The organism is Neobacillus sp. BP17 (genome assembly GCF_059579525.1).
The window spans coordinates 4,049,152-4,068,341 of the sequence record NZ_CM184198.1 but is presented as its reverse complement, the minus strand read 5'-3'; the positions used below and the strand labels follow the sequence as shown (position 1 = coordinate 4,068,341).

General features: G+C 36.4%; 24 protein-coding genes. 20 read left to right on the top strand and 4 right to left on the bottom strand.

Going from position 1 to position 19,190, the window contains the following annotated elements:
• The first annotated feature begins 53 nt into the window (after nucleotides 1-53).
• The 5 genes from AC4QJR_RS19805 to AC4QJR_RS19785 all read left to right on the top strand — a co-directional run bounded on the left by AC4QJR_RS19805 (nucleotide 54) and on the right by AC4QJR_RS19785 (nucleotide 4,316).
• A complete protein-coding gene (locus AC4QJR_RS19805; protein ID WP_496523948.1) occupies nucleotides 54-1,031 on the top strand; it encodes a YpbB family protein in 978 nt (325 codons plus the stop codon).
• Nucleotides 1,031-2,545: a RecQ family ATP-dependent DNA helicase gene (locus AC4QJR_RS19800; RefSeq protein ID WP_496523947.1), complete on the top strand. Its 1,515-nt coding sequence runs from the start codon at nucleotides 1,031-1,033 to the stop codon at nucleotides 2,543-2,545. Before AC4QJR_RS19805 ends, AC4QJR_RS19800 begins: the two co-directional genes overlap by 1 nt.
• On the top strand, nucleotides 2,542-3,147 hold the full coding sequence (locus AC4QJR_RS19795; protein WP_098574833.1) for a CPBP family intramembrane glutamic endopeptidase: 606 nt from the start codon (nucleotides 2,542-2,544) through the stop codon (nucleotides 3,145-3,147). The genes AC4QJR_RS19800 and AC4QJR_RS19795 overlap by 4 nt, the downstream gene beginning before the upstream one ends.
• Complete coding sequence (locus AC4QJR_RS19790) at nucleotides 3,144-3,770, top strand: LysM peptidoglycan-binding domain-containing protein (protein ID WP_496523946.1); 627 nt, start codon at nucleotides 3,144-3,146, stop codon at nucleotides 3,768-3,770. The genes AC4QJR_RS19795 and AC4QJR_RS19790 overlap by 4 nt, the downstream gene beginning before the upstream one ends.
• 90 nt (nucleotides 3,771-3,860) lie before the next feature.
• Entirely contained in the window at nucleotides 3,861-4,316 is a 456-nt protein-coding gene (locus AC4QJR_RS19785; RefSeq protein WP_251456994.1) for a YpbF family protein, read from the top strand.
• A gap of 72 nt (nucleotides 4,317-4,388) precedes the next feature.
• Here AC4QJR_RS19785 and AC4QJR_RS19780 read toward each other — a convergent pair whose 3' ends face one another.
• The 3 genes from AC4QJR_RS19780 to AC4QJR_RS19770 are packed head-to-tail and all read right to left on the bottom strand — an operon-like array spanning nucleotide 4,389 to nucleotide 5,490.
• Entirely contained in the window at nucleotides 4,389-4,958 is a 570-nt protein-coding gene (locus AC4QJR_RS19780; RefSeq protein WP_098574830.1) for a manganese catalase family protein, read from the bottom strand.
• 44 nt (nucleotides 4,959-5,002) lie between these two features.
• Nucleotides 5,003-5,263: a spore coat protein CotJB gene (locus tag AC4QJR_RS19775; RefSeq protein WP_098574829.1), complete on the bottom strand. Its 261-nt coding sequence runs from the start codon at nucleotides 5,261-5,263 to the stop codon at nucleotides 5,003-5,005.
• Complete coding sequence (locus AC4QJR_RS19770) at nucleotides 5,260-5,490, bottom strand: spore coat associated protein CotJA (protein ID WP_098574828.1); 231 nt, start codon at nucleotides 5,488-5,490, stop codon at nucleotides 5,260-5,262. Before AC4QJR_RS19770 ends, AC4QJR_RS19775 begins: the two co-directional genes overlap by 4 nt.
• 142 nt (nucleotides 5,491-5,632) lie before the next feature.
• On the opposite strand from AC4QJR_RS19770, the gene AC4QJR_RS19765 reads away from it, so the two are divergent.
• The 15 genes from AC4QJR_RS19765 to fni all read left to right on the top strand — a co-directional run bounded on the left by AC4QJR_RS19765 (nucleotide 5,633) and on the right by fni (nucleotide 18,971).
• The gene (locus AC4QJR_RS19765) at nucleotides 5,633-6,268 is read left to right on the top strand and encodes a CBS domain-containing protein (RefSeq protein ID WP_496523945.1); all 636 of its coding nucleotides are present in this window, start codon (nucleotides 5,633-5,635) and stop codon (nucleotides 6,266-6,268) included.
• A gap of 55 nt (nucleotides 6,269-6,323) precedes the next feature.
• On the top strand, nucleotides 6,324-6,692 hold the full coding sequence (locus AC4QJR_RS19760) for a hypothetical protein (protein ID WP_098574826.1): 369 nt from the start codon (nucleotides 6,324-6,326) through the stop codon (nucleotides 6,690-6,692).
• A 22-nt stretch (nucleotides 6,693-6,714) separates the two neighbouring features.
• Nucleotides 6,715-7,497, top strand: a complete 783-nt coding sequence (locus tag AC4QJR_RS19755; RefSeq protein ID WP_251456988.1) for a metallophosphoesterase — start codon at nucleotides 6,715-6,717, stop codon at nucleotides 7,495-7,497.
• Between the two features lie 75 nt (nucleotides 7,498-7,572).
• Nucleotides 7,573-8,154 (top strand): genetic competence negative regulator, encoded by a 582-nt coding sequence (locus AC4QJR_RS19750; protein ID WP_496523944.1) that lies wholly within the window; start codon nucleotides 7,573-7,575, stop codon nucleotides 8,152-8,154.
• Nucleotides 8,155-8,373: 219 nt separating this feature from the next.
• Nucleotides 8,374-9,651: a Glu/Leu/Phe/Val family dehydrogenase gene (locus AC4QJR_RS19745; RefSeq protein ID WP_098574823.1), complete on the top strand. Its 1,278-nt coding sequence runs from the start codon at nucleotides 8,374-8,376 to the stop codon at nucleotides 9,649-9,651.
• Nucleotides 9,652-9,767: 116 nt separating this feature from the next.
• Nucleotides 9,768-10,748, top strand: coding sequence for a YpdA family putative bacillithiol disulfide reductase (locus tag AC4QJR_RS19740; protein WP_496526717.1), 981 nt, complete (start codon nucleotides 9,768-9,770; stop codon nucleotides 10,746-10,748).
• Nucleotides 10,748-11,704, top strand: a complete 957-nt coding sequence (locus AC4QJR_RS19735; protein WP_375375051.1) for an asparaginase — start codon at nucleotides 10,748-10,750, stop codon at nucleotides 11,702-11,704. The genes AC4QJR_RS19740 and AC4QJR_RS19735 overlap by 1 nt, the downstream gene beginning before the upstream one ends.
• Before the next feature lie 112 nt (nucleotides 11,705-11,816).
• On the top strand, nucleotides 11,817-12,506 hold the full coding sequence (gene prsW / locus AC4QJR_RS19730; protein ID WP_251456977.1) for a glutamic-type intramembrane protease PrsW: 690 nt from the start codon (nucleotides 11,817-11,819) through the stop codon (nucleotides 12,504-12,506).
• 97 nt (nucleotides 12,507-12,603) lie between these two features.
• Nucleotides 12,604-13,563, top strand: a complete 960-nt coding sequence (sleB, locus tag AC4QJR_RS19725; protein WP_496523943.1) for a spore cortex-lytic enzyme — start codon at nucleotides 12,604-12,606, stop codon at nucleotides 13,561-13,563.
• Nucleotides 13,564-13,577: 14 nt separating this feature from the next.
• Nucleotides 13,578-14,927, top strand: a complete 1,350-nt coding sequence (gene ypeB, locus AC4QJR_RS19720) for a germination protein YpeB (protein ID WP_496526716.1) — start codon at nucleotides 13,578-13,580, stop codon at nucleotides 14,925-14,927.
• A 77-nt stretch (nucleotides 14,928-15,004) separates the two neighbouring features.
• Nucleotides 15,005-15,184 (top strand): YpfB family protein, encoded by a 180-nt coding sequence (locus AC4QJR_RS19715; RefSeq protein ID WP_496523942.1) that lies wholly within the window; start codon nucleotides 15,005-15,007, stop codon nucleotides 15,182-15,184.
• A gap of 163 nt (nucleotides 15,185-15,347) precedes the next feature.
• Nucleotides 15,348-16,022 carry a (d)CMP kinase gene (cmk, locus tag AC4QJR_RS19710; protein WP_496523941.1) on the top strand — a complete coding sequence of 225 codons (675 nt, stop codon included), beginning with the start codon at nucleotides 15,348-15,350 and terminating at the stop codon, nucleotides 16,020-16,022.
• A gap of 2 nt (nucleotides 16,023-16,024) precedes the next feature.
• Complete coding sequence (locus AC4QJR_RS19705) at nucleotides 16,025-16,606, top strand: lysophospholipid acyltransferase family protein (RefSeq protein WP_098574816.1); 582 nt, start codon at nucleotides 16,025-16,027, stop codon at nucleotides 16,604-16,606.
• A gap of 155 nt (nucleotides 16,607-16,761) precedes the next feature.
• Nucleotides 16,762-17,901, top strand: a complete 1,140-nt coding sequence (rpsA, locus tag AC4QJR_RS19700) for a 30S ribosomal protein S1 (protein WP_496523940.1) — start codon at nucleotides 16,762-16,764, stop codon at nucleotides 17,899-17,901.
• 11 nt (nucleotides 17,902-17,912) lie between these two features.
• Nucleotides 17,913-18,971, top strand: coding sequence for a type 2 isopentenyl-diphosphate Delta-isomerase (gene fni / locus AC4QJR_RS19695; RefSeq protein ID WP_496523939.1), 1,059 nt, complete (start codon nucleotides 17,913-17,915; stop codon nucleotides 18,969-18,971).
• 73 nt (nucleotides 18,972-19,044) lie between these two features.
• On the opposite strand, the gene AC4QJR_RS19690 is transcribed toward fni, so the two are convergent.
• On the bottom strand, nucleotides 19,045-19,185 hold the full coding sequence (locus tag AC4QJR_RS19690) for a YpzI family protein (protein ID WP_098574813.1): 141 nt from the start codon (nucleotides 19,183-19,185) through the stop codon (nucleotides 19,045-19,047).
• Between the last annotated feature and the right edge of the window lie 5 nt (nucleotides 19,186-19,190).

Here is a 19,190-nt window from a genome sequence, read left to right as displayed (position 1 = left end):
CCTTCCAGTACACCAAAAATAAATCAGCTGCTTAACATTGTTTTTCATCAGGAATGAATTTACACATAATAATGGGCTTGACTAAAAAGTCATCGCAAACTATCCAAGATGCCCATTTATTTTCGTTGAAAAGTTTTTTTGGGATTTATGAGCAATTATCCAGAGAATCTTTTGAAGAAATTATTCAATCGATGAGTGAAAAAAAGTGGGTAAAAAATATCGGAGAACAACGATTTATAGTTACGCTTCTTGGAAAAGAGCTTCTAGAAAAAACTCAACTGCCGAAGTATATTCAAGGCTGGAACTATCATCAAATGACCTCCTTATTTTGGGAAAGATTGTCCCTATTAGTACAGGTGATATCCAATTTAATGTTCGGAGAAACAAGATATACTCCCATCCAAAAAAACAAAGAAGTTCATACTTGGTTAAAATCCGCTCTAAAAAGTATTAATCTGCCTAGGATGGAAATGGGGACAACTTTTTATTCAGAATTAGAAGATTGTCTTGACGCGGGAAACGGGTTTGACCCTGCCATCTTAGTAATTCGGTTAACAGGTTTTCAACAAATTGGCTTGACCCCTCTTCAAGCAGCCAAACAGTTAAATATAAATTTTCACGACTACCAAATTGGTTTTACAAATACACTTCATTATTTATTGCGAAAAATTGAGAAAGATGGTTATAAGTTTAAAATTTTGCCTTTTTTAATTAAAGGTCTAATGAAAAATGATGAATTAACGTTATCTACCAGGAAAACACAAAGATTATTAAATCAAGGATATACACTTGATATGATTGCAAATATAAGGCACTTAAAATTAAGTACAATAGAAGACCATCTGGTTGAATTAGCCTTAAATATGGAGAATTTCTCCATCGATACTTACGTAGATAAAGAATTACAAAATAAGATTTTAGAAATTTCACACCAAATAGCAACTAAACAGTTAAAGTTAATTCGAGAAAAGATTGTAACCGCAACATATTTTCAAATAAGACTAGTATTGGCGAAATATGGTGATAGATAATGGAACTAGAAAAAGTATTAATAGAACATTTTGGTTATCCAAGTTTTAAGACTGGACAAAAAGAGGTAATCACATCAATCTTGTCTGGCCATCATACATTGGCTATGCTCCCGACAGGAACAGGAAAATCATTGTGTTACCAACTGCCAGGTCTAATGTTAAAGGGGCAAATTTTAATAGTATCGCCACTCCTCTCATTGATGCAAGACCAAGTGGAACATTTAAAGAAATTTGGTGAAAAGAGAGTCATTGCGTTAAACTCCTTTCTTAGTGCAGATGAAAGGAAAAATGCACTTCATCAATTGAAACAGTATAAGTATATCTTCATCTCACCTGAAATGTTAATGATTCCTTTTATCCTTCGCAAACTACAAGAACTTACAATTTCATTGTTTGTAGTCGATGAAGCTCATTGTATTTCCCAATGGGGCTTTGACTTTCGGCCAGATTATTCAAAACTAGGTGAAATTAGAAAAAAGTTTGGCGATCCACTCACACTTGCGCTGACTGCAACTGCTACCAAAAAAGTAAGAGAGGACATCATTCGTTCACTTGATTTGGATGAAATTAAAAAAATAGAGTCCACAATTGACAGGCCAAATATAGGTTTTTATGTTAAAGAATTATTAGAATTCCGCGAAAAGCAAGGGGTTGTCTGTGAGCTTGTTGCCAATTTGCAAAAGCCTGGGATTATTTATTTTTCAAGTAAAAAAATGGCTGAACAAATGGCTTCCTTGTTATCAGATAAAGGAATCTGCCGAGCGATGGCCTATCATAGCGGTTTGGACCAATCCACTAGAATACTGATTCAACAGCAGTTTGTGTACGGACAATTAGATGTTATATGTGCCACAAGTGCCTTTGGCATGGGAATAAATAAGGACAATATCCGGTTTGTTATTCATTATCATATGCCGATGCAAATAGAATCGTATCTCCAAGAAATTGGAAGGGCTGGCCGAGATGGCAAACCAAGTATTGCCATCCTTTTATATACGCCTGGGGATGAACAACTGCCGATTCAACTTGCGGAGAGTGAATTACCATCTGAGCAGCAAATAGACTGGTTGTTTAATAAACTGGACGAGAAACGGATGTTAATAGATGGGAAGATGACTTTAGATATCAATCTAATGGATCTTGGCGGTTTCTCGGAAATTCAATGGCGGATTGTTGAGGACTTTGTAATAAATACTTCTCTTGAAACAACAAGTATTAAACAATTAAGAAACATCATTAAAGAGTTTGTTCTGGAAAGATTAACAATTAAAAAGAATAATATTTATCGAATGAAGAAATGGGCTGAATCTAGATTATGCAGACGTCAAAATATTTTACAATATTTTGATGAAACACTATTAAACAAGGTAAACAAATGCTGTGACATATGCGGACTTCAAATAATCGAATACCAAACAGGTCATTCTAGTGATTTACCTTTGGTGAGAAAAACGGAACAAAACTGGAAAGAATTACTTGCCAAAATTCTAATCAATAGTGAGTTGAGGGAATGAAAAAGAAGTATTTTGAATTAATAAATGGATTAACGGATAGAGATTTGCTTTTTCATCTGTATATGACACAAATCATTCTCTGTGTCATCTCGTTACTATTGGGGTTTATATTTTTTGACCATTTCTCCTATTTAGAAAATATAATTTTGGATGACTCTAACATTTTTATAATTGGGATTCCTGCGGGAGTAATCATTGTGATGTTAGATGTTCTTTTAATGAAATGGCTGCCTTCTTCCTTTTATGATGACGGGGGGTTAAATGAAAGAATCTTTAAAAATAGAAACTTTTTTCACATCATACTGATTGCTTTTTTTGTAGCGTTTAGTGAGGAATTATTGTTTAGAGGAATCATACAAACAAAAGTAGGATTGGTTTTTGCGAGCATTATTTTTGCAATTATTCACTATCGATATCTTTTTAATTGGTTTTTATTTGTAAATATTGTTATATTAAGCTTTTTGATTGGTGTAATTTTTGAATGGACCAATAATTTAGCGGTTACAATTGTTATGCATTTTGTTATTGATTTTTTATTAGGTGTTTATATAAAATGTAAAAGTCCAACTAGAGAAGACCCACGGGGAGGAGTGCGGCTATGAATAGCGAAGAACCATACAGGGACCAGGCGGAACGTTTGAAACAACGTATAGAAAAAATTAATGAGAAAGTGGACGCCAAGGATGACTTGCCGCCTCGTGAGCATATCCATCGGAGAAAGAAGAAAAAAACAAAGTGGAAGCTAAAATACCCAGTCATCCGTTTATTAGTTTTGTTCTTTATTCTCCTGCCGATTATAATTTTTAGTGTAATTTCGTACCGTGATGGAGCTAAAAAAGTTAATGGAGTTCCAAATACCACCGAGGATTCTGTTGGATATGAAACCATTAATTTAGAAACGTCAAATGACGAAGAAGAAACAAAAGCCGAGGATTTTGATCAATCAAAGGAAACGAATCCTGCTAATAATGAAACAAAACAAACTAGCAACGAGGTAAAACATTCTGAAACTAAAAAACCCTTAAAAAAAACAACAGGAACTTCGACAGAATCACAAATAAAGTCTATTGTAACACATACAGTTAAACGAAACGAAAATCTATATAGAATAGCCTTAAAGTACTACCAATCTCCCAAGGGGATGGACATCATTATGAAAGCCAATCATCTTCGGAGTAAACAAGTAAATGCAGGTCAGGTCTTGAAAATACCGATAAACAATTAGCCGATCCCTTAGTGATCGGTTTTTTCATGAAGAAATCATAATAGAAAGGACAAGTTCATATGTATATATATAGAAATGGAGGGTGATAAAATGGATTCTCCAATCCAATTACTTGAAAATACGGATCAAGCAACCAAACAAGCGCTTGAAAATGTGAGAAAAAGGAAAGAAAAGTTTGATCGGTTTAAAAAGCGGCATATCCTTTCAATCTGGGGAACAATTATATTGGCCGTAAGTTTTTTTGTCTATTTATATTTAACAGTTGCCAGCATTTATTCCTATTCCTTTGCTGCGATGTTTTCAGCTTTTGTTAATGATTCGAATAATTTAACACTATTAGTCTTTTGTGTGGGCATGTATGGAACCATGAACTTATTAAAAGAGAAAAAAGACAAAGCAGAAAAAGAGTACCATGAATTACGCTGTGAAATTGTTGACCGAAGTAAAGATTACTGGAAAAAAGAAGAAGAATGGAAAAACCGCCATATTGTCTTTGAAATGATGAAAACAAAATATGACATTAATCTATACCATGAAAAAAAATAAGAAGCAGGACAAAACTGCTTCTTATTTCTTTTGAATCCAACTCCAGCGCCTAGAGGAGCTTCCACTTTTTAGTTAAAATATTTTCTTTTTGCCTTGTTCGTCTTTTAATATTTCCACGGCTTCACGGAAGCGCTGTGAATGAATAATCTCTCGTTCTCTTAAGAACCGTAGACCATCATTTAAATCTGTATCATCACTCATATTAATAATCCATTGATAGGTAGCTCTGGCTTTTTCTTCTGCTGCAATGTCTTCGTAAAGATCTGCAATAGGATCCCCTTTTGTTTGGATAAATGCTGCTGTCCATGGCACTCCAGCAGCATTATGGTAAAACAAACCTTTGTCATGGTTTACATAGTGATCCTCAATCCCTGCCGCTTTTATTTGTTCTGGTGTTGCATCCTTTGTTAGCTTATAAACCATGGTGGCAATCATTTCAAGGTGTGCAAATTCCTCTGTTCCTATATCTGTCAGAAGTCCGATTACTTTGTCAGGAATGGAATATCTTTGGTTTAAATATCGTAGTGCTGCAGACAATTCCCCATCTGCACCGCCATATTGCTCAATTAAATATTTAGCCAATCTCGGATTACAAGTGCTGACACGAACAGGATATTGTAATTTCTTTTCGTAAATCCACATTTACACCAATCCCTCCTCAAAAAATAATACGGGCGCTTCGGATTTTAGACTTGCCATGGCCAAGGGGTATCGTCCCAATTCCATGGATAACTTGAGTAACTATTACCAAATTGCAAAAGAGGTCCAAATTGGCTTTCGAATGCTTTTTTAAGGCGTTTTCTTTCTTTTGCGTAATGATTGAATTGATTGATGGCTTCAAGATCATCATTATGAGTATCCAAATATAGGGTTAGTTCGACTAAGACAAAGTCAACAGCTTGTAGTTGTTCCATTAATTGATAGTACTCGGCAGGAACTTGTTTCATTGGGGTAATCCTCCTTTGCCAGGCTCCAGTGGACTAAACCATGGATCATAGAATGCTTTCCAGAGTGTACCGGCTCTAAGTGCCTCAAGTGGTGTAAATTGTTCCAGGTTTGGTGGTTGAAATCCCATATATAAATTTGGCGGGGTAGAGTATGCTTTTTCAAGAATCGGCGGACAAGGGTCAAAGGGACTCACATACGGATGAAAGGTTTTGAAATGTGTATTCATAATAGTCCTCCCTTTATTCAACATCAGTTAATAATATGAAATAATCCTTTTTCTATGACATAATCTTAAATGCAAAAGGGTTTTTTCCAAGCCTTATAGAAGTATACTAAATAATGCATGATTATATTTCGAGGTGATGGATTTGTTCGTAAAAAATATAATGATTCCAAAGCATGAATGTTTTACTGTCCAGGAAAATACTACACTTAAAGACGCTTTAGAAAGTTTGGAAAAATATCAGATTGATGGACTTCCGGTTTTAAGTGGAGATAAATACGTAGGAGTGGCGACAAGATACAACATTTATATGAGCTATTTTAAGTCTGATAAACAAAAGAATGAGTATTTATCCCAAACTTTTGTAAAAGATATTGCTACACATCATGATAAGTTTCTAGAAGGTGGAGAATTATTTGAGAAAACACTTCTTGATTTAAAGGATTTTCCTTTATTATCAGTTGTTGATGCTAACAAAAACTTCCTTGGTGTAGTTACGCGCTCTGATGTTATTAGTTCTTTCGAAAGTGCATTTGGGGTGAATCGTCCAGGTGTACGGATTGCCTTTACATCAGTTGAAACCGAAGGACGAATCGCTCGCCTGTCTGAAATTGCACATCAATTCCACGAGCATATTATTTCTCTGGTAACTTTCGATGAAACAGATAAACTTGTCCGGAGAATCGTTATGAAGATAGAGAAGAAAGACAATATCGATAAATTCACCAAGAGGCTGGAAGACCATGGCTTCAGAATATTGAGCATTCAAGAAGATGATTAACTAGCAGTAGGTAAGTTTTTAAATCCTTCTCATACATTGTATGGGAGGGGTTTTTATGTTCATTAAAGTGATTAAGTATTTTGTAATTTTTATATGTGGGTATATACTCATCAAATGGATTTCAATACCACAACCTTTTGCCTTATCTGATTTCTTTATAAGTCTTGTCGTAAATCCCTTAAAATTTTTTGCAGCCACGTTAGTTTTTTTTATCGGATTTCTCTTAACTGGGAGAGTCCTATCAGAACTTATCGTTGGCACAAAAATAGCTTGGCAAAAACGAAAAGTAATTGGTGTTGACCTTCTCATTGAGTATCTATATCTTCTGATTGTTTTTTGCCTTCTCTTTTATTTAGGTTTGGTGCAGACGATTGCATTTTTTAGTTTAAGTCTTTTTTATGGTATGATTTCCATTGAACGTTAGTTAAGAAATGGGGAAAAGAGAAATGGTTATAACATTAGTATTCTTGTTCATCCTGGGTGGATGCCTTCTTATATATATGTTACGAGAAGCTTTTTTAAATAATATCATAGAACATGAATTCAGCTTTCCTGACTTTCCTAAATCACTTGGCAGCATTTCTATTTTTTTTATTTCCGATATACATAGGCGAACAATCTCTGATAAAGTGATAAATCCAGTTATGGGGAAAGCGGATATTGTTGTGATCGGTGGTGATTTAACTGAAAAAGGTGTATCTTTTGAAAAAGTAAAGGCAAACTTGAGGAAATTAAAACAAATTGGCCCAGTTTATTTTGTTTGGGGAAACAATGATTATGAAGTGGATTATCATAAATTGGATACCATTCTCCTAGAATTGGGTATTAAAGTATTAGCTAATACAGCAGTTACCTTTGAATCTGTTAAAGGAGAAAAATTTTGTTTACTAGGTGTAGATGATTTAAACCAAGAACGAGATCGCCTAGATTTGGCCTTATTAGATGCGGAAGAAAGTGGGTTTAAGATATTAGCCAGTCATTATCCTAATATTACAGATAAGATTCTTCCAGAGCATAAAATACGTTTGGTGTTAAGCGGACATACACACGGAGGGCAAATTCATATTTTAGGATATAGCCCCCATGAGCGGGGAAAAATAAAAAAGCTGGATAACACGGTCCAACTTATAAGTAATGGTTATGGTACCACTTCCATTCCACTCCGGTTAGGTGCACCGGCTGAATGTCACCTGATTACACTAAATGGGAATTCTGTAATCGAAGGATAAATATAGACAATTCACCAACGGACCCCTGGGGCATACACTGAAAACAAGAGTTATGTCACGGCAGGGGGCAAAATCATGCGCTTAGAACGCTTAACAGCCAATAAAATAAAGATTTTTCTAACCTCTGATGATTTATTTGACAGAGGACTCTCCAAAGAAGATATTTGGAAGGACTCCATTAAATGGAATCAGCTTTTCCATGATATGCTGGAAGAGGCAAGTGAGGAATTTGATGTTGATATTCAAGGTTCTGTTGCGGTAGAGGTGTTCTCCCTCCAAGCTCAAGGGATGATATTGATTATTACCGTTGATGATGTGGTAGAAGATGATGAAATTTTGTATGATGGTTTTATCGAGATGCAAGTAAGAGTTGAAGGCTATGAGGACCTCTTGTATGAGTTTGATGAATTTGAAGATATTATCAGCCTTGCCAAAAGACTGTCCACTGTGAATATTTTCGGCGGGAGTCTCTATGTATGGAACAACCGCTACTATTTAATAATGGATAACTTAGAATCGGAAAAAAATATTAAAGCTGCCTGCGTTTTATCCGAATTTGGCAATGCATCTATACTTAGTCCATATGTTCTAGCTGAGTACGGTAAGCGAATAATCGAACAACAAGCGGTGGAAACCATTCTTCATTTTTTTAAGTAGAAATAATTGTTTTTATAGATAAAAAAGGGCGCCACCGCCCTTAAATTGGAAAATGATATTGCGCAATAATATTTAGCCATTGCATATAAAAATGCCAATGGCAGCGTTTACATAATTGGACTTTTTTTATACTTTTCTTCTTGCATAAATGAATGAAAGGTGTATACTTGTGTCTGAAAGATGACAACATTCGTAGCATTTTTTTAGGGAGGATTACAAATGGTAGCCGAAAGAGAAAATGAAAAGACTAATCAAGAGGAAAAGCATGATGTGTTGAAATCGACACAAACAGTTATACATAAGGCCCTTGAAAAGTTAGGTTATCCTGAAGAGGTATACGAGCTCTTGAAAGAGCCATTACGTTTAATGACAGTTAAAATTCCAATTAGAATGGATGATGGTTCCATAAAAATCTTTACTGGTTACCGTGCACAACATAATGATGCAGTGGGGCCAACAAAGGGTGGGATTCGTTTCCATCCCGGTGTAACAGAAACGGAAGTGAAAGCCCTTTCAATTTGGATGAGCTTGAAATGTGGGATTGTCGACCTGCCGTACGGTGGTGGTAAAGGCGGTATCGTTTGTGACCCTCGAGATATGTCCTTTAGAGAGCTTGAGAGATTAAGCCGAGGTTACGTTAGAGCCATTAGTCAAATTGTAGGACCAACGAAAGATATTCCAGCACCAGACGTATTTACTAATTCTCAAATCATGGCATGGATGATGGATGAATATAGTCGAATAGATGAATTTAATTCACCTGGTTTTATTACAGGGAAGCCGCTTGTTCTAGGTGGGTCGCATGGGCGTGAATCAGCAACTGCAAAAGGTGTGACAATCTGTATCCAAGAGGCTGCAAAGAAGAAAGGTATCCAAATTGAGGATGCACGTGTTGTTATCCAAGGTTTTGGTAATGCGGGAAGCTTTTTAGCTAAATTTATGCATGATGCAGGAGCAAAAGTCATTGGGATTTCCGATGCTTATGGCGCCTTGCATGATCCAGATGGACTAGATATTGATTATTTATTAGATAGACGAGATAGCTTTGGAACTGTTACAAAATTATTTAATAACACAATAACTAATAAAGAATTGCTAGAACTTGAGTGCGATATTCTGGTACCAGCCGCAATAGAAAATCAAATTACTGAAGAAAATGCTCACAATATTCGTGCGAGCATCGTTGTTGAAGCAGCAAATGGTCCAACGACACTCGAAGCAACGGAGATTTTAACTGAACGTGGTATTCTCCTTGTACCAGATGTTTTAGCTTCAGCAGGCGGTGTAACGGTTTCTTATTTTGAGTGGGTTCAAAATAACCAAGGCTACTATTGGTCGGAAGAAGAAGTGGAAGAAAAGCTTGAAAAAGTAATGGTAAAATCCTTTAATAATATTTACGATACTGCCCAAACCCGTCGAGTAGATATGCGTTTATCTGCATATATGGTGGGGGTTAGAAAAATGGCAGAAGCGAGCCGCTTTAGAGGCTGGATATAATAACGAGCTGCTGCTAAATATAATACTTAACCATTGAAACATAGTTAAAAAACTCCTATCATAGACGATAGGAGTTTTTTGTTATCCATGTGATTGTATTAAGGAGTGTACCTATGATGCAAATAGAAGATATCATAATTGTTGGTGGTGGACCCTGCGGCTTGGCAGCAGCCATTGCCATTCAGGATAAAGGAAAAGAGCCATTAATCATTGAAAAAGGAAATGTGGTAAATTCCATTTATCACTATCCAACCCATCAAACATTTTTTAGCACGGCAGAAAAGTTAGAAATTGGGGAAGTGCCATTTATTACTGAGAGTTATAAACCAAAAAGAAATCAAGCACTTGTCTATTATCGAGAAGTCGCTAAACGAAAACAGCTGCGTATAAACTCTTTCGAACAAGTGAATAAAGTTCTTAAAAAGGATGAAATGTTTCAAATCTTTACTAATAAAAATACGTATTGTGCACGCCATGTAATCATCGCAACAGGTTATTATGATCATCCAAACTATATGAATGTTCCGGGCGAAAATTTACCAAAGGTATTCCACTATTTTAAAGAGGCTCATCCATATTTTGATAAGGATGTTTGTGTGGTCGGCGGAAAAAATTCAAGTGTGGATGCGGCCATAGAACTTGTAAAAGCAGGTGCGAGAGTGACCGTTTTATACCGTGGTGATAAATATTCACCAAGTATTAAGCCTTGGATTCTCCCTGAGTTTGAATCGTTAGTTCGAACAGGAACCATTTTAATGGAATTTAACGCCCTCGTTAAAGAAATAACAGAGAATCAAGTTATTTATACAAAAGACGCTGAAGATAATACAATACCCAATGATTTTGTATTTGCCATGACCGGATACCATCCAGACCACCAATTTTTAAAAAATATGGGTGTAAAAATTGATGAAGAATCTGGAAGGCCATTCTTTAGTCCGGATTCGATGGAGACAAATGTAGAGGGAATATATATTGCAGGTGTAATTGCTGCTGGAAATAATGCAAATGAAATATTTATTGAAAATGGCAGATTTCACGGAGAAGCAATCGCACTCTCAATTATCGAAAAAGATGCAAAAAGGGTGGCTAAATAATGAAAAAGGTAGTTTTATTAACGACTGGTGGGACTATTGCAAGCAAGACAAATAAAGAATCAGGAAAATTGGCCTCAGGAGCGATAACGGGTGAAGAATTGGCAAGTATGTGTAATTTGCCAAAGGACATCGAAGTAGTTGTTGAATCAGTTTTTCAGAAGGCTAGTATTCATATTACATTTGATGATTTATTACTATTGAAGAATAAGATTGAAGACTATTTTAAGGATGATTCGGTTTCAGGTGTAGTTGTCACACATGGAACAGATACGATGGAAGAAACTTCTTATTTTCTTGATTTAACAATTAATGATTCCAGAACTGTGGTAGTGACAGGATCACAACGCTCTCCAGAGGATTTAGGAAGCGATGTATATATTAATTTACGTCATGCCATTTATTGTGCTTGTTCCGATGATTTAAGGAATGCTGGAACAGTGGTAGTTTTTAATGAACGAATATTTGCAGCACGTTATGTAAAAAAAGAACATGCATCTAATATTCAAGGCTTTAACTCATTTGGGTTTGGATATCTTGGTATTATCGATAATGATCAAGTTCATGTTTTCCAAAAACCAATTAAAAGAGAGTATTTTGAGATTAAAACTTCCATCCCTCAAGTGGAAATCATTAAATGCTATATTGGAGCGGATGGGAAATTTATTAAGGCAGCGCGGGAGGCGGGGATTGCTGGAATTATCTTAGAGGGAGTGGGACGTGGTCAAGTTGCCCCTAAAATGATGACAGAAATTGAAACAGCCATTGCAGAAGGAATGAAACTAGTTATAACTACAAGCGCAGAAGAAGGCTCAGTTTATACAACCTATGACTATGAAGGAAGTGCCTTTGACCTATTTAATAAGGGTGTAATTCTTGGAAGTGATAATGACTCTAAAAAAGCAAGAATTAAATTGGCAGTTGCGCTTGCCAGTAATTTGAATGAAATTAGATTTTAAGTTTTAATTAACCAAAAGATAAATACCTATTAGGAATTGGAATGAATCTTTCATTTTCTTTATAGAGAAACCATGTTACGATTAAGAAAATGGATTTGAAAAGAGGTTCATCATGCTGGGAATATTATCAGCCGGACTTGCCCCCGGACTGGCATTACTAAGTTATTTTTATTTAAAAGATGAATATGAACCAGAGCCAATTTCATTCGTTTTAAGGACTTTTATGTACGGAGCACTTCTTGTGTTTCCCATTATGTTTATCCAGCATGTCCTTGAAACAGAACATATAGTAAAATCTGAACTATTCAATGCATTTCTTAGCTCAGGCCTATTTGAGGAGTTCTTTAAATGGTTTATACTCTTTTATGTTATTTATCAGCATGTAGAGTTTGATGAACCCTTTGATGGAATTGTTTACGGAGTAGCTGTTTCACTTGGTTTTGCTACAATCGAAAATATCTTTTATCTAATTGCGAATGGAATCGAACACGCCATGACACGTGCATTGTTACCTGTTTCCAGTCACGCCCTATTTGGTGTAATTATGGGCTTTTATATTGGAAAGGCAAAATTTACAGAAGGAAATAAAGCGAAGTGGGTCATTCTTTCCTTATTCTTGCCATTTATTCTCCATGGAGCCTACGATTTTATCTTAATTTCACAAGAAAATTGGCTTATGATTATTTTTCCGTTTATGATTTTCCTTTGGTGGTTTGGTCTTAGAAAAGTTAAGAAAGCAAAAATCTTAAGTGCCAATCATTTGAAAAAACAATATTCTGTCCAAAAAACCCTTCAATCATAAAGAAGGGTTTTTTTATTTATTTAAATGGAATAAAAAACCCATTAAAACAAAAAATAGGTTTACTGCTAAAAAGATTTACAATGGGGGTTAAAATTCCATGAAAAAGAAGAAAATCCTAATTAAGTTATTTATACTAATCCTTCTGATCGTGACATCATCGATTTCTGAAAGCAAGGAAGTGCAGGCTTTCTCTAATCAGGTAATTGAAAAGGGTGCGGTTGGAGATGATGTCATTGAGCTTCAATCGAGGCTCCAGTATTTGGGTTTTTATAACGGTAAGATTGATGGGGTTTTTGGCTGGAGCACATATTGGGCGTTAAGAAATTTTCAATATGAATTCGGCCTGCCAATTGATGGGCTTGCAGGGTGGACAACAAAATTAAAACTAGCCAAAGCAAGTAAATACAATGAGCAGTTTGTAAAAAAACATATTAACACTGGCAAAAAGTTTACACATTATGGCGGGGTTGATCAAAGTAAACAGGTTGCACCAAGTCCTGGGAAACAGGCACCAGCGAAACAGGCACCTGCTAACCAAGCGCCAGCGAAACAGGCACCTGCTAACCAAGCGCCAGCGAAACAGGCACCTGCAAAACAAGCACCAGCAAAGCAGGCTCCAAAACAAACGGTGCCACAAAAAAACACAGCACCCCAGAAAACAGCACCTAAAAAACCGACGGCAGCGAACACACCAAATGGTTTTTCGCAAAATGATATTCAGTTGATGGCTAATGCCGTTTATGGAGAATCCCGGGGTGAGCCTTATACAGGGCAAGTTGCTGTGGCAGCTGTTATTCTCAATCGGGTAAATAGTGCCACATTCCCAAATACAGTTTCAGGAGTGATTTTTGAGCCTGGTGCATTCACAGCCGTAGCAGATGGACAAATATGGCTCACACCAAATGAAAATGCAAAGAAAGCGGTTTTGGATGCGATTAATGGCTGGGACCCAACTGGAGAGGCACTTTATTATTTTAACCCAGATACCGCTACAAGCGGGTGGATCTGGGGACGACCACAAATTAAACGAATCGGGAAACATATTTTTTGTAAGTAGAGAGGTGAATGAAATTGATAAGAGGAATATTAATTGGAGTTCTTGCTGTTGGTGTAGCGGGAACAGCATACTGGGGCTATCAAGAACACCAGGAGAAAAATGCAGTTCTTTTAAATGCGGAAAACACGTATCAACGGGCATTTCATGACCTTAACTATCAAGTAGATTTATTACACGATAAGATTGGTACAACCCTTGCAATGAATTCAAAACAATCATTGTCACCTTCCTTAATTGAGGTATGGAGGCTTACCTCGGAAGCACATAGTGATGTTGGACAATTGCCGTTAACCCTGCTTCCGTTTAACAAGACGGAGGAATTCTTATCAAAAATTGGGAATTTCAGTTACCGTGCTGCTGTTAGAGATTTAGACAAGGAACCACTTTCAAAGGAAGAATACAACACGTTAAAGGTACTGTATAAGCAATCTGGTGATATTCAGGATGATCTCAGAAAAGTCCAGCATATGGTATTAAAAAATAATCTTCGGTGGATGGATGTTGAACTTGCATTGGCATCTGGAAAAGAAAAAACAGATAATACGATTATTGATGGCTTTAAAGCTGTAGAAAAGACAGTAAGCGGCTACACTGAATCAAATTTGGGTCCTACTTTTGCAAACATGCAACAAAAAGATGAAAATTTTAACAAAATAAAAGGAAAAACCATTTCTAAGCAAGAAGCAATTAAAATTGCGAAAAAATACATCAAGATTGACGGGAATTCAGAAGTAAAAGTTACAGAGAATGGGAAAGGTTCCGACTATGGTTTTTATAGCGTTTCAATCAAAGATAAGAAAACCGGTGAGGAAGGCAGTATGGATATTACGAAAAAAGCTGGCCATCCGATTTGGTTTATTAATCATCGTGATGCAAAAAAACAAGTTATTAGTTTAAATGATGCTGATAATAAGGCCGCAGCATTTTTAAAGGAGACGGGCTTTAAGGGTTTAGAAATCTTTGAAAGCACACAATATGACAATATTGGAGTGTTCAATTTCGTTTCATCCATTAATGGCGTTCGAATTTATCCTGAATCAATTAAAGTAAAGGTAGCACTCGATAACGGGGATATTATTGGTGTATCAGCCGAAGAATATTTAAAATCTTTCCATACTAGAACTATTGAAAAACCGTCCCTCTCTGTGAAGCAAGCTCGAGCAAAAGTAAATCCGAACACTAAAATCATGGAAGACCGTCAGGCAGTTATTATAAACGATCTTAACAAGGAAGTTCTTTGTTATGAGTTTCTAGGAACAATCGATGATGATACGTATCGAATTTTTATTAATGCCAAAAGTGGTGTTGAGGAAAAAGTTGAAAAGCTAAAAAATGCTGAGGCTGTTTATGAAGACGTGTTATAAGGAAAAGCATATGCTTTTCCTTATATTTTTTTCAAAAAACTCCAATAATAAGTATATTAATCGGTGGAGTGGATGTTATGAAAAAGGTAGAAAGAGTCTTAATAAAAATTATCATCGTCCAATTTATTTTTCTATTTCTAACACAACTTTTTTTTCATCAGCTAAATGTACTTCCTCAAGTAAAACAATTGACAAAATACGAAGGAGTAAATGAAAATACATTTACTGAAATTCTTGAAACCTTTCAGGGTAAATGAGAAAGCAGGCCAGCCTGCTTTCTTTTGATTGGGCGAATAATAACAATAGGATCGTTAAAAATTTCATATTTTATCATGGTAAAAAAAGAGGCAATCCAATATCTTGTGGTAAAATAAATATAGACAACACCTAAGAAACTCATGATGACAAATAGGAGGATTTATGGACAAAAAATTATCAATCGCAATAGACGGCCCTGCTGCAGCCGGTAAAAGTACAGTTGCTAAAATAGTGGCAGAAAATCTTTCATATATTTATATCGATACTGGTGCAATGTACCGTGCTTTAACATATAAGGCAATCGTAAATAAACTGAATCTAGAAGACGAAGATGCATTATTGGCAACATTATTATCAACAGATATTAGATTACAGCCATCTGATAAAGGTCAGTTAGTATACGTAGATGAGCGAAATGTTTCTAATGAAATTCGTTTTGCTGAGGTTACCAATTCGACTTCGTATGTTGCTAAACACCAAAAGGTCCGTGAAGAAATGGTTAAAAGACAGCAGGCGTTTGCCACAGAAGGCGGCGTTGTGATGGATGGAAGGGACATTGGGACACATGTATTGCCTGATGCGGAGGTAAAAGTATTTTTACTTGCTAGTGTTGAGGAAAGAGCGGAAAGGCGCCATATGGAAAATATCCAAAAAGGCTTCCCGTCTGACTTAGAAAAATTAAAAGAAGAAATTGCTCGTAGAGATAAAATCGATTCTGAGAGAGAAGTGGCACCATTGAAAAAAGCAGATGATGCAGTGGAAATCGATACAACCTCTCTATCAATTACAGATGTTGTAGAAAAAATAATGGTGTTGGTGCACGAAAGGATTGGATAGGCGTGACGTTTTATGATTTTGCCAAATCAGTGGTTACTGGAGTATTTAAACCACTTTATAGAGTTGAAGCTATCGGATTAGAACATTTCCCAAAAGAAGGTGGTGTCCTTCTTTGTGCGAATCACATCCATAATTTTGATCCCATTATAGTTGGAATTATGGCTCCGCGTCCTGTACACTACATGGCAAAAGAAGAGATTTTTTCAGTTCCTGTTTTGGGTAATATTGTGAGAAAATGTAATGCCTTTCCAGTAAAAAGGGGATTCAATGATCGAGAAGCACTTAGAACAGGCTTAAAAATCCTAAAGGATGGTCAAGTTTTCGGTCTTTTTCCAGAGGGAACAAGAAGTAAGACTGGCGAACTAGGTAAAGGACTTTCTGGAGCAGGTTTTTTTGCTTTAAGGTCCACAGCAGCGGTTGTTCCTTGCGCCATCATTGGTCCCTATCGAAGTTTCCGAAAATTAAAGGTGATCTATGGAGAACCTATTGATTTGGAGGAAATGAGAAAAGAGAAAGCGTCAGCAGAACAAGTTACTGAATTGATTATGTCAAAAATTGATAAACTTAGAAAAGAACATCGATAGGTTCTGCTTGACAAAATAGTCTATTTGTAAGAAGTTAATGGAAAGAGTTTTTTTTGAAAATTCACTGCTTTTATTTTTATATGTGTTGTATGCTGCGTGGCATCCACCAGATCATATATAGAATTTTGAAGTAAATGGATTAAGGAGGAATACATATGTCGGAAGAATTAAATCAAGTAGAAGTGAAAAGCTTTGAAATCGGGGATAAAGTAACGGGACAAGTTACCAAAGTAGAAGAAAAGCAGGTGCTAGTCGATATCCAAGGCAGCAAATTAGATGGAATCATTCCAATCAGTGAACTTTCTAGTCTGCATATTGAAAAGGCATCTGATGCAGTTGCTGAGGGTGATGAATTAGAATTAGAAGTGTTGAAGGTTGAGGAAGAAGCAATTGTTCTTTCAAAAAGAAAAGTTGATGCAGAAAAGGCCTGGGAACACTTAGAAAATCAATTCCAAAACGGAGAAATTATTGAAACTGAAGTAAAGGATGTTGTAAAAGGCGGTTTGGTAGTCGATTTAGGAGTTCGTGGATTTGTACCAGCATCATTAGTTGAAGCACATTTTGTTGAAGATTTTAGTGATTATAAAGGTCGTAGTCTTACTTTTAAAATTGTTGAACTTGAAAAGGAAAAGAATCGTTTAATCCTTTCCCATCGAGCAGTGGTAGAACAAGAAAAAGGTAAGCAAAAACAAAGTCGGCTTAGTGCTGTACAAGTTGGTCAAATTATTGAAGGAACAGTTCAAAGAATCACTGATTTTGGCGCTTTTGTTGATATTGGCGGCATTGACGGTCTAGTTCATATTTCTCAACTATCCTATGATCATGTTGAGAAACCATCAGATGTGGTTCATGAAGGTCAACAAGTTCAGGTTAAAGTTTTAAGTGTTGACCGTGATAGTGAGAGAATTTCTCTATCGATTAAAGAAACACTGCCTGGACCATGGTCAAATCTTTCCGAAAAAGCACCTAAAGGCAGCATCTTAAAAGGTAAAGTAAAAAGATTGGTCTCTTATGGTGCATTTGTCGAGGTATTCCCTGGAGTGGAAGGTCTTGTTCATATCTCTCAAATTGCACATAAGCATATTGGTACTCCACATGAAGTATTAAAAGAAGGCCAAGAAGTGGACGTCAAAGTCCTTGATGCAAATGAGTCTGATCAACGTCTATCCTTAAGCATTAAAGAACTACTTGAAAAAGAGTATGAGGAAAACCAAGACTATGAACTTCCTGAAGAGTCAAAAGGCTTTCAGCTAGGAGAAGTTATTGGTGATAAATTAAAGAATTTAGGAAAATAATGGTGATATAAGTGTCTAGATCTGAACGAAAATGGGACCATATTCGTTTTGCCCTTGAAAACAGGCAAAATCATTCTTCAGCTTTCGATGATTTTAAATTTATTCACCAGGGCCTACCCGATATCGGTGTATTCGATGTTGCAATAGACCATGAAATTGGCGGACTTTATTTAAGTTCGCCTATTTTTATCAACGCCATGACTGGTGGTGGTGGTGATAAAACATATCGTATCAATAAAGAACTGGCTATCGTCGCTAAAAATACCGGATTAACGATGGCTGTTGGGTCACAAATGGCTGCAATAAAGGATAATTCGCAAAAATACACATATGAAGTTGTACGGAAAGAGAATCCCTCTGGCGTTATCATTGCAAATTTAGGAAGCGAAGCATCAGCAGAGGATGCAAAGGCCGCGATTGATATGATAGAAGCAGACGCTCTGCAAATACATTTAAATGTTATTCAAGAACTAACCATGCCCGAAGGAGATCGCAATTTTTCTGGAGCACTTAAAAGGATTGAAACAATTGTTAAAGAGATAAATGTGCCTGTAATTGTAAAAGAAGTTGGTTTCGGTATGGGGGTTGAGACGGTCAGAAAGCTATCATCCATTGGAGTTAAAGTGGTTGATGTTGGCGGCGCTGGCGGGACAAATTTTGCTGAAATTGAAAATAAACGCAGAGATAAAGCATTATCTTTTTTTAATCATTGGGGAATCCCCACTGGTGTTTCTATTCTTGAGGCATCATCTGTTTCGAAGCATCTTTCAGTTATTGGTTCAGGAGGATTTAAGTCAGGACATGATATTGCAAAAGGATTAGCTCTTGGGGCGAATGCAATCGGCATGGCAGGCTATTTTTTGCCAATCCTTATTAAGGAAGGGATAGAGGTCTTACAACAAGAAATTGAAAACCTTCATAATGAATTGACGATTATCATGACTGCATTAGGTGCAAAAACGATTTCAAATTTAAAACAAGCTCCATTAATTATTTCAGGCGAAACTTATCATTGGTTACATCAACGTGGCATCGATACCAAAGAGTTCGCCCAACGTTCCATAAAATAAAGCTCTCGCAATTTTTTGCGAGAGCTTTATTGTTATTGCTGTCTAGCTCCAGCGCCTTAGCGCATCCGCTTTATTATTTTTTACCATCGTTTAATCCCCGTGCCTCTTCAGGTCCAGATAGCTTCGTGGCACCTGGATAGTGCAATGCCTGATCGCGATCTGATTCCACTCTTCCACTCGCACGTAACTTTTTTTCTTGTCGGTCTTTTCCCATTTAAA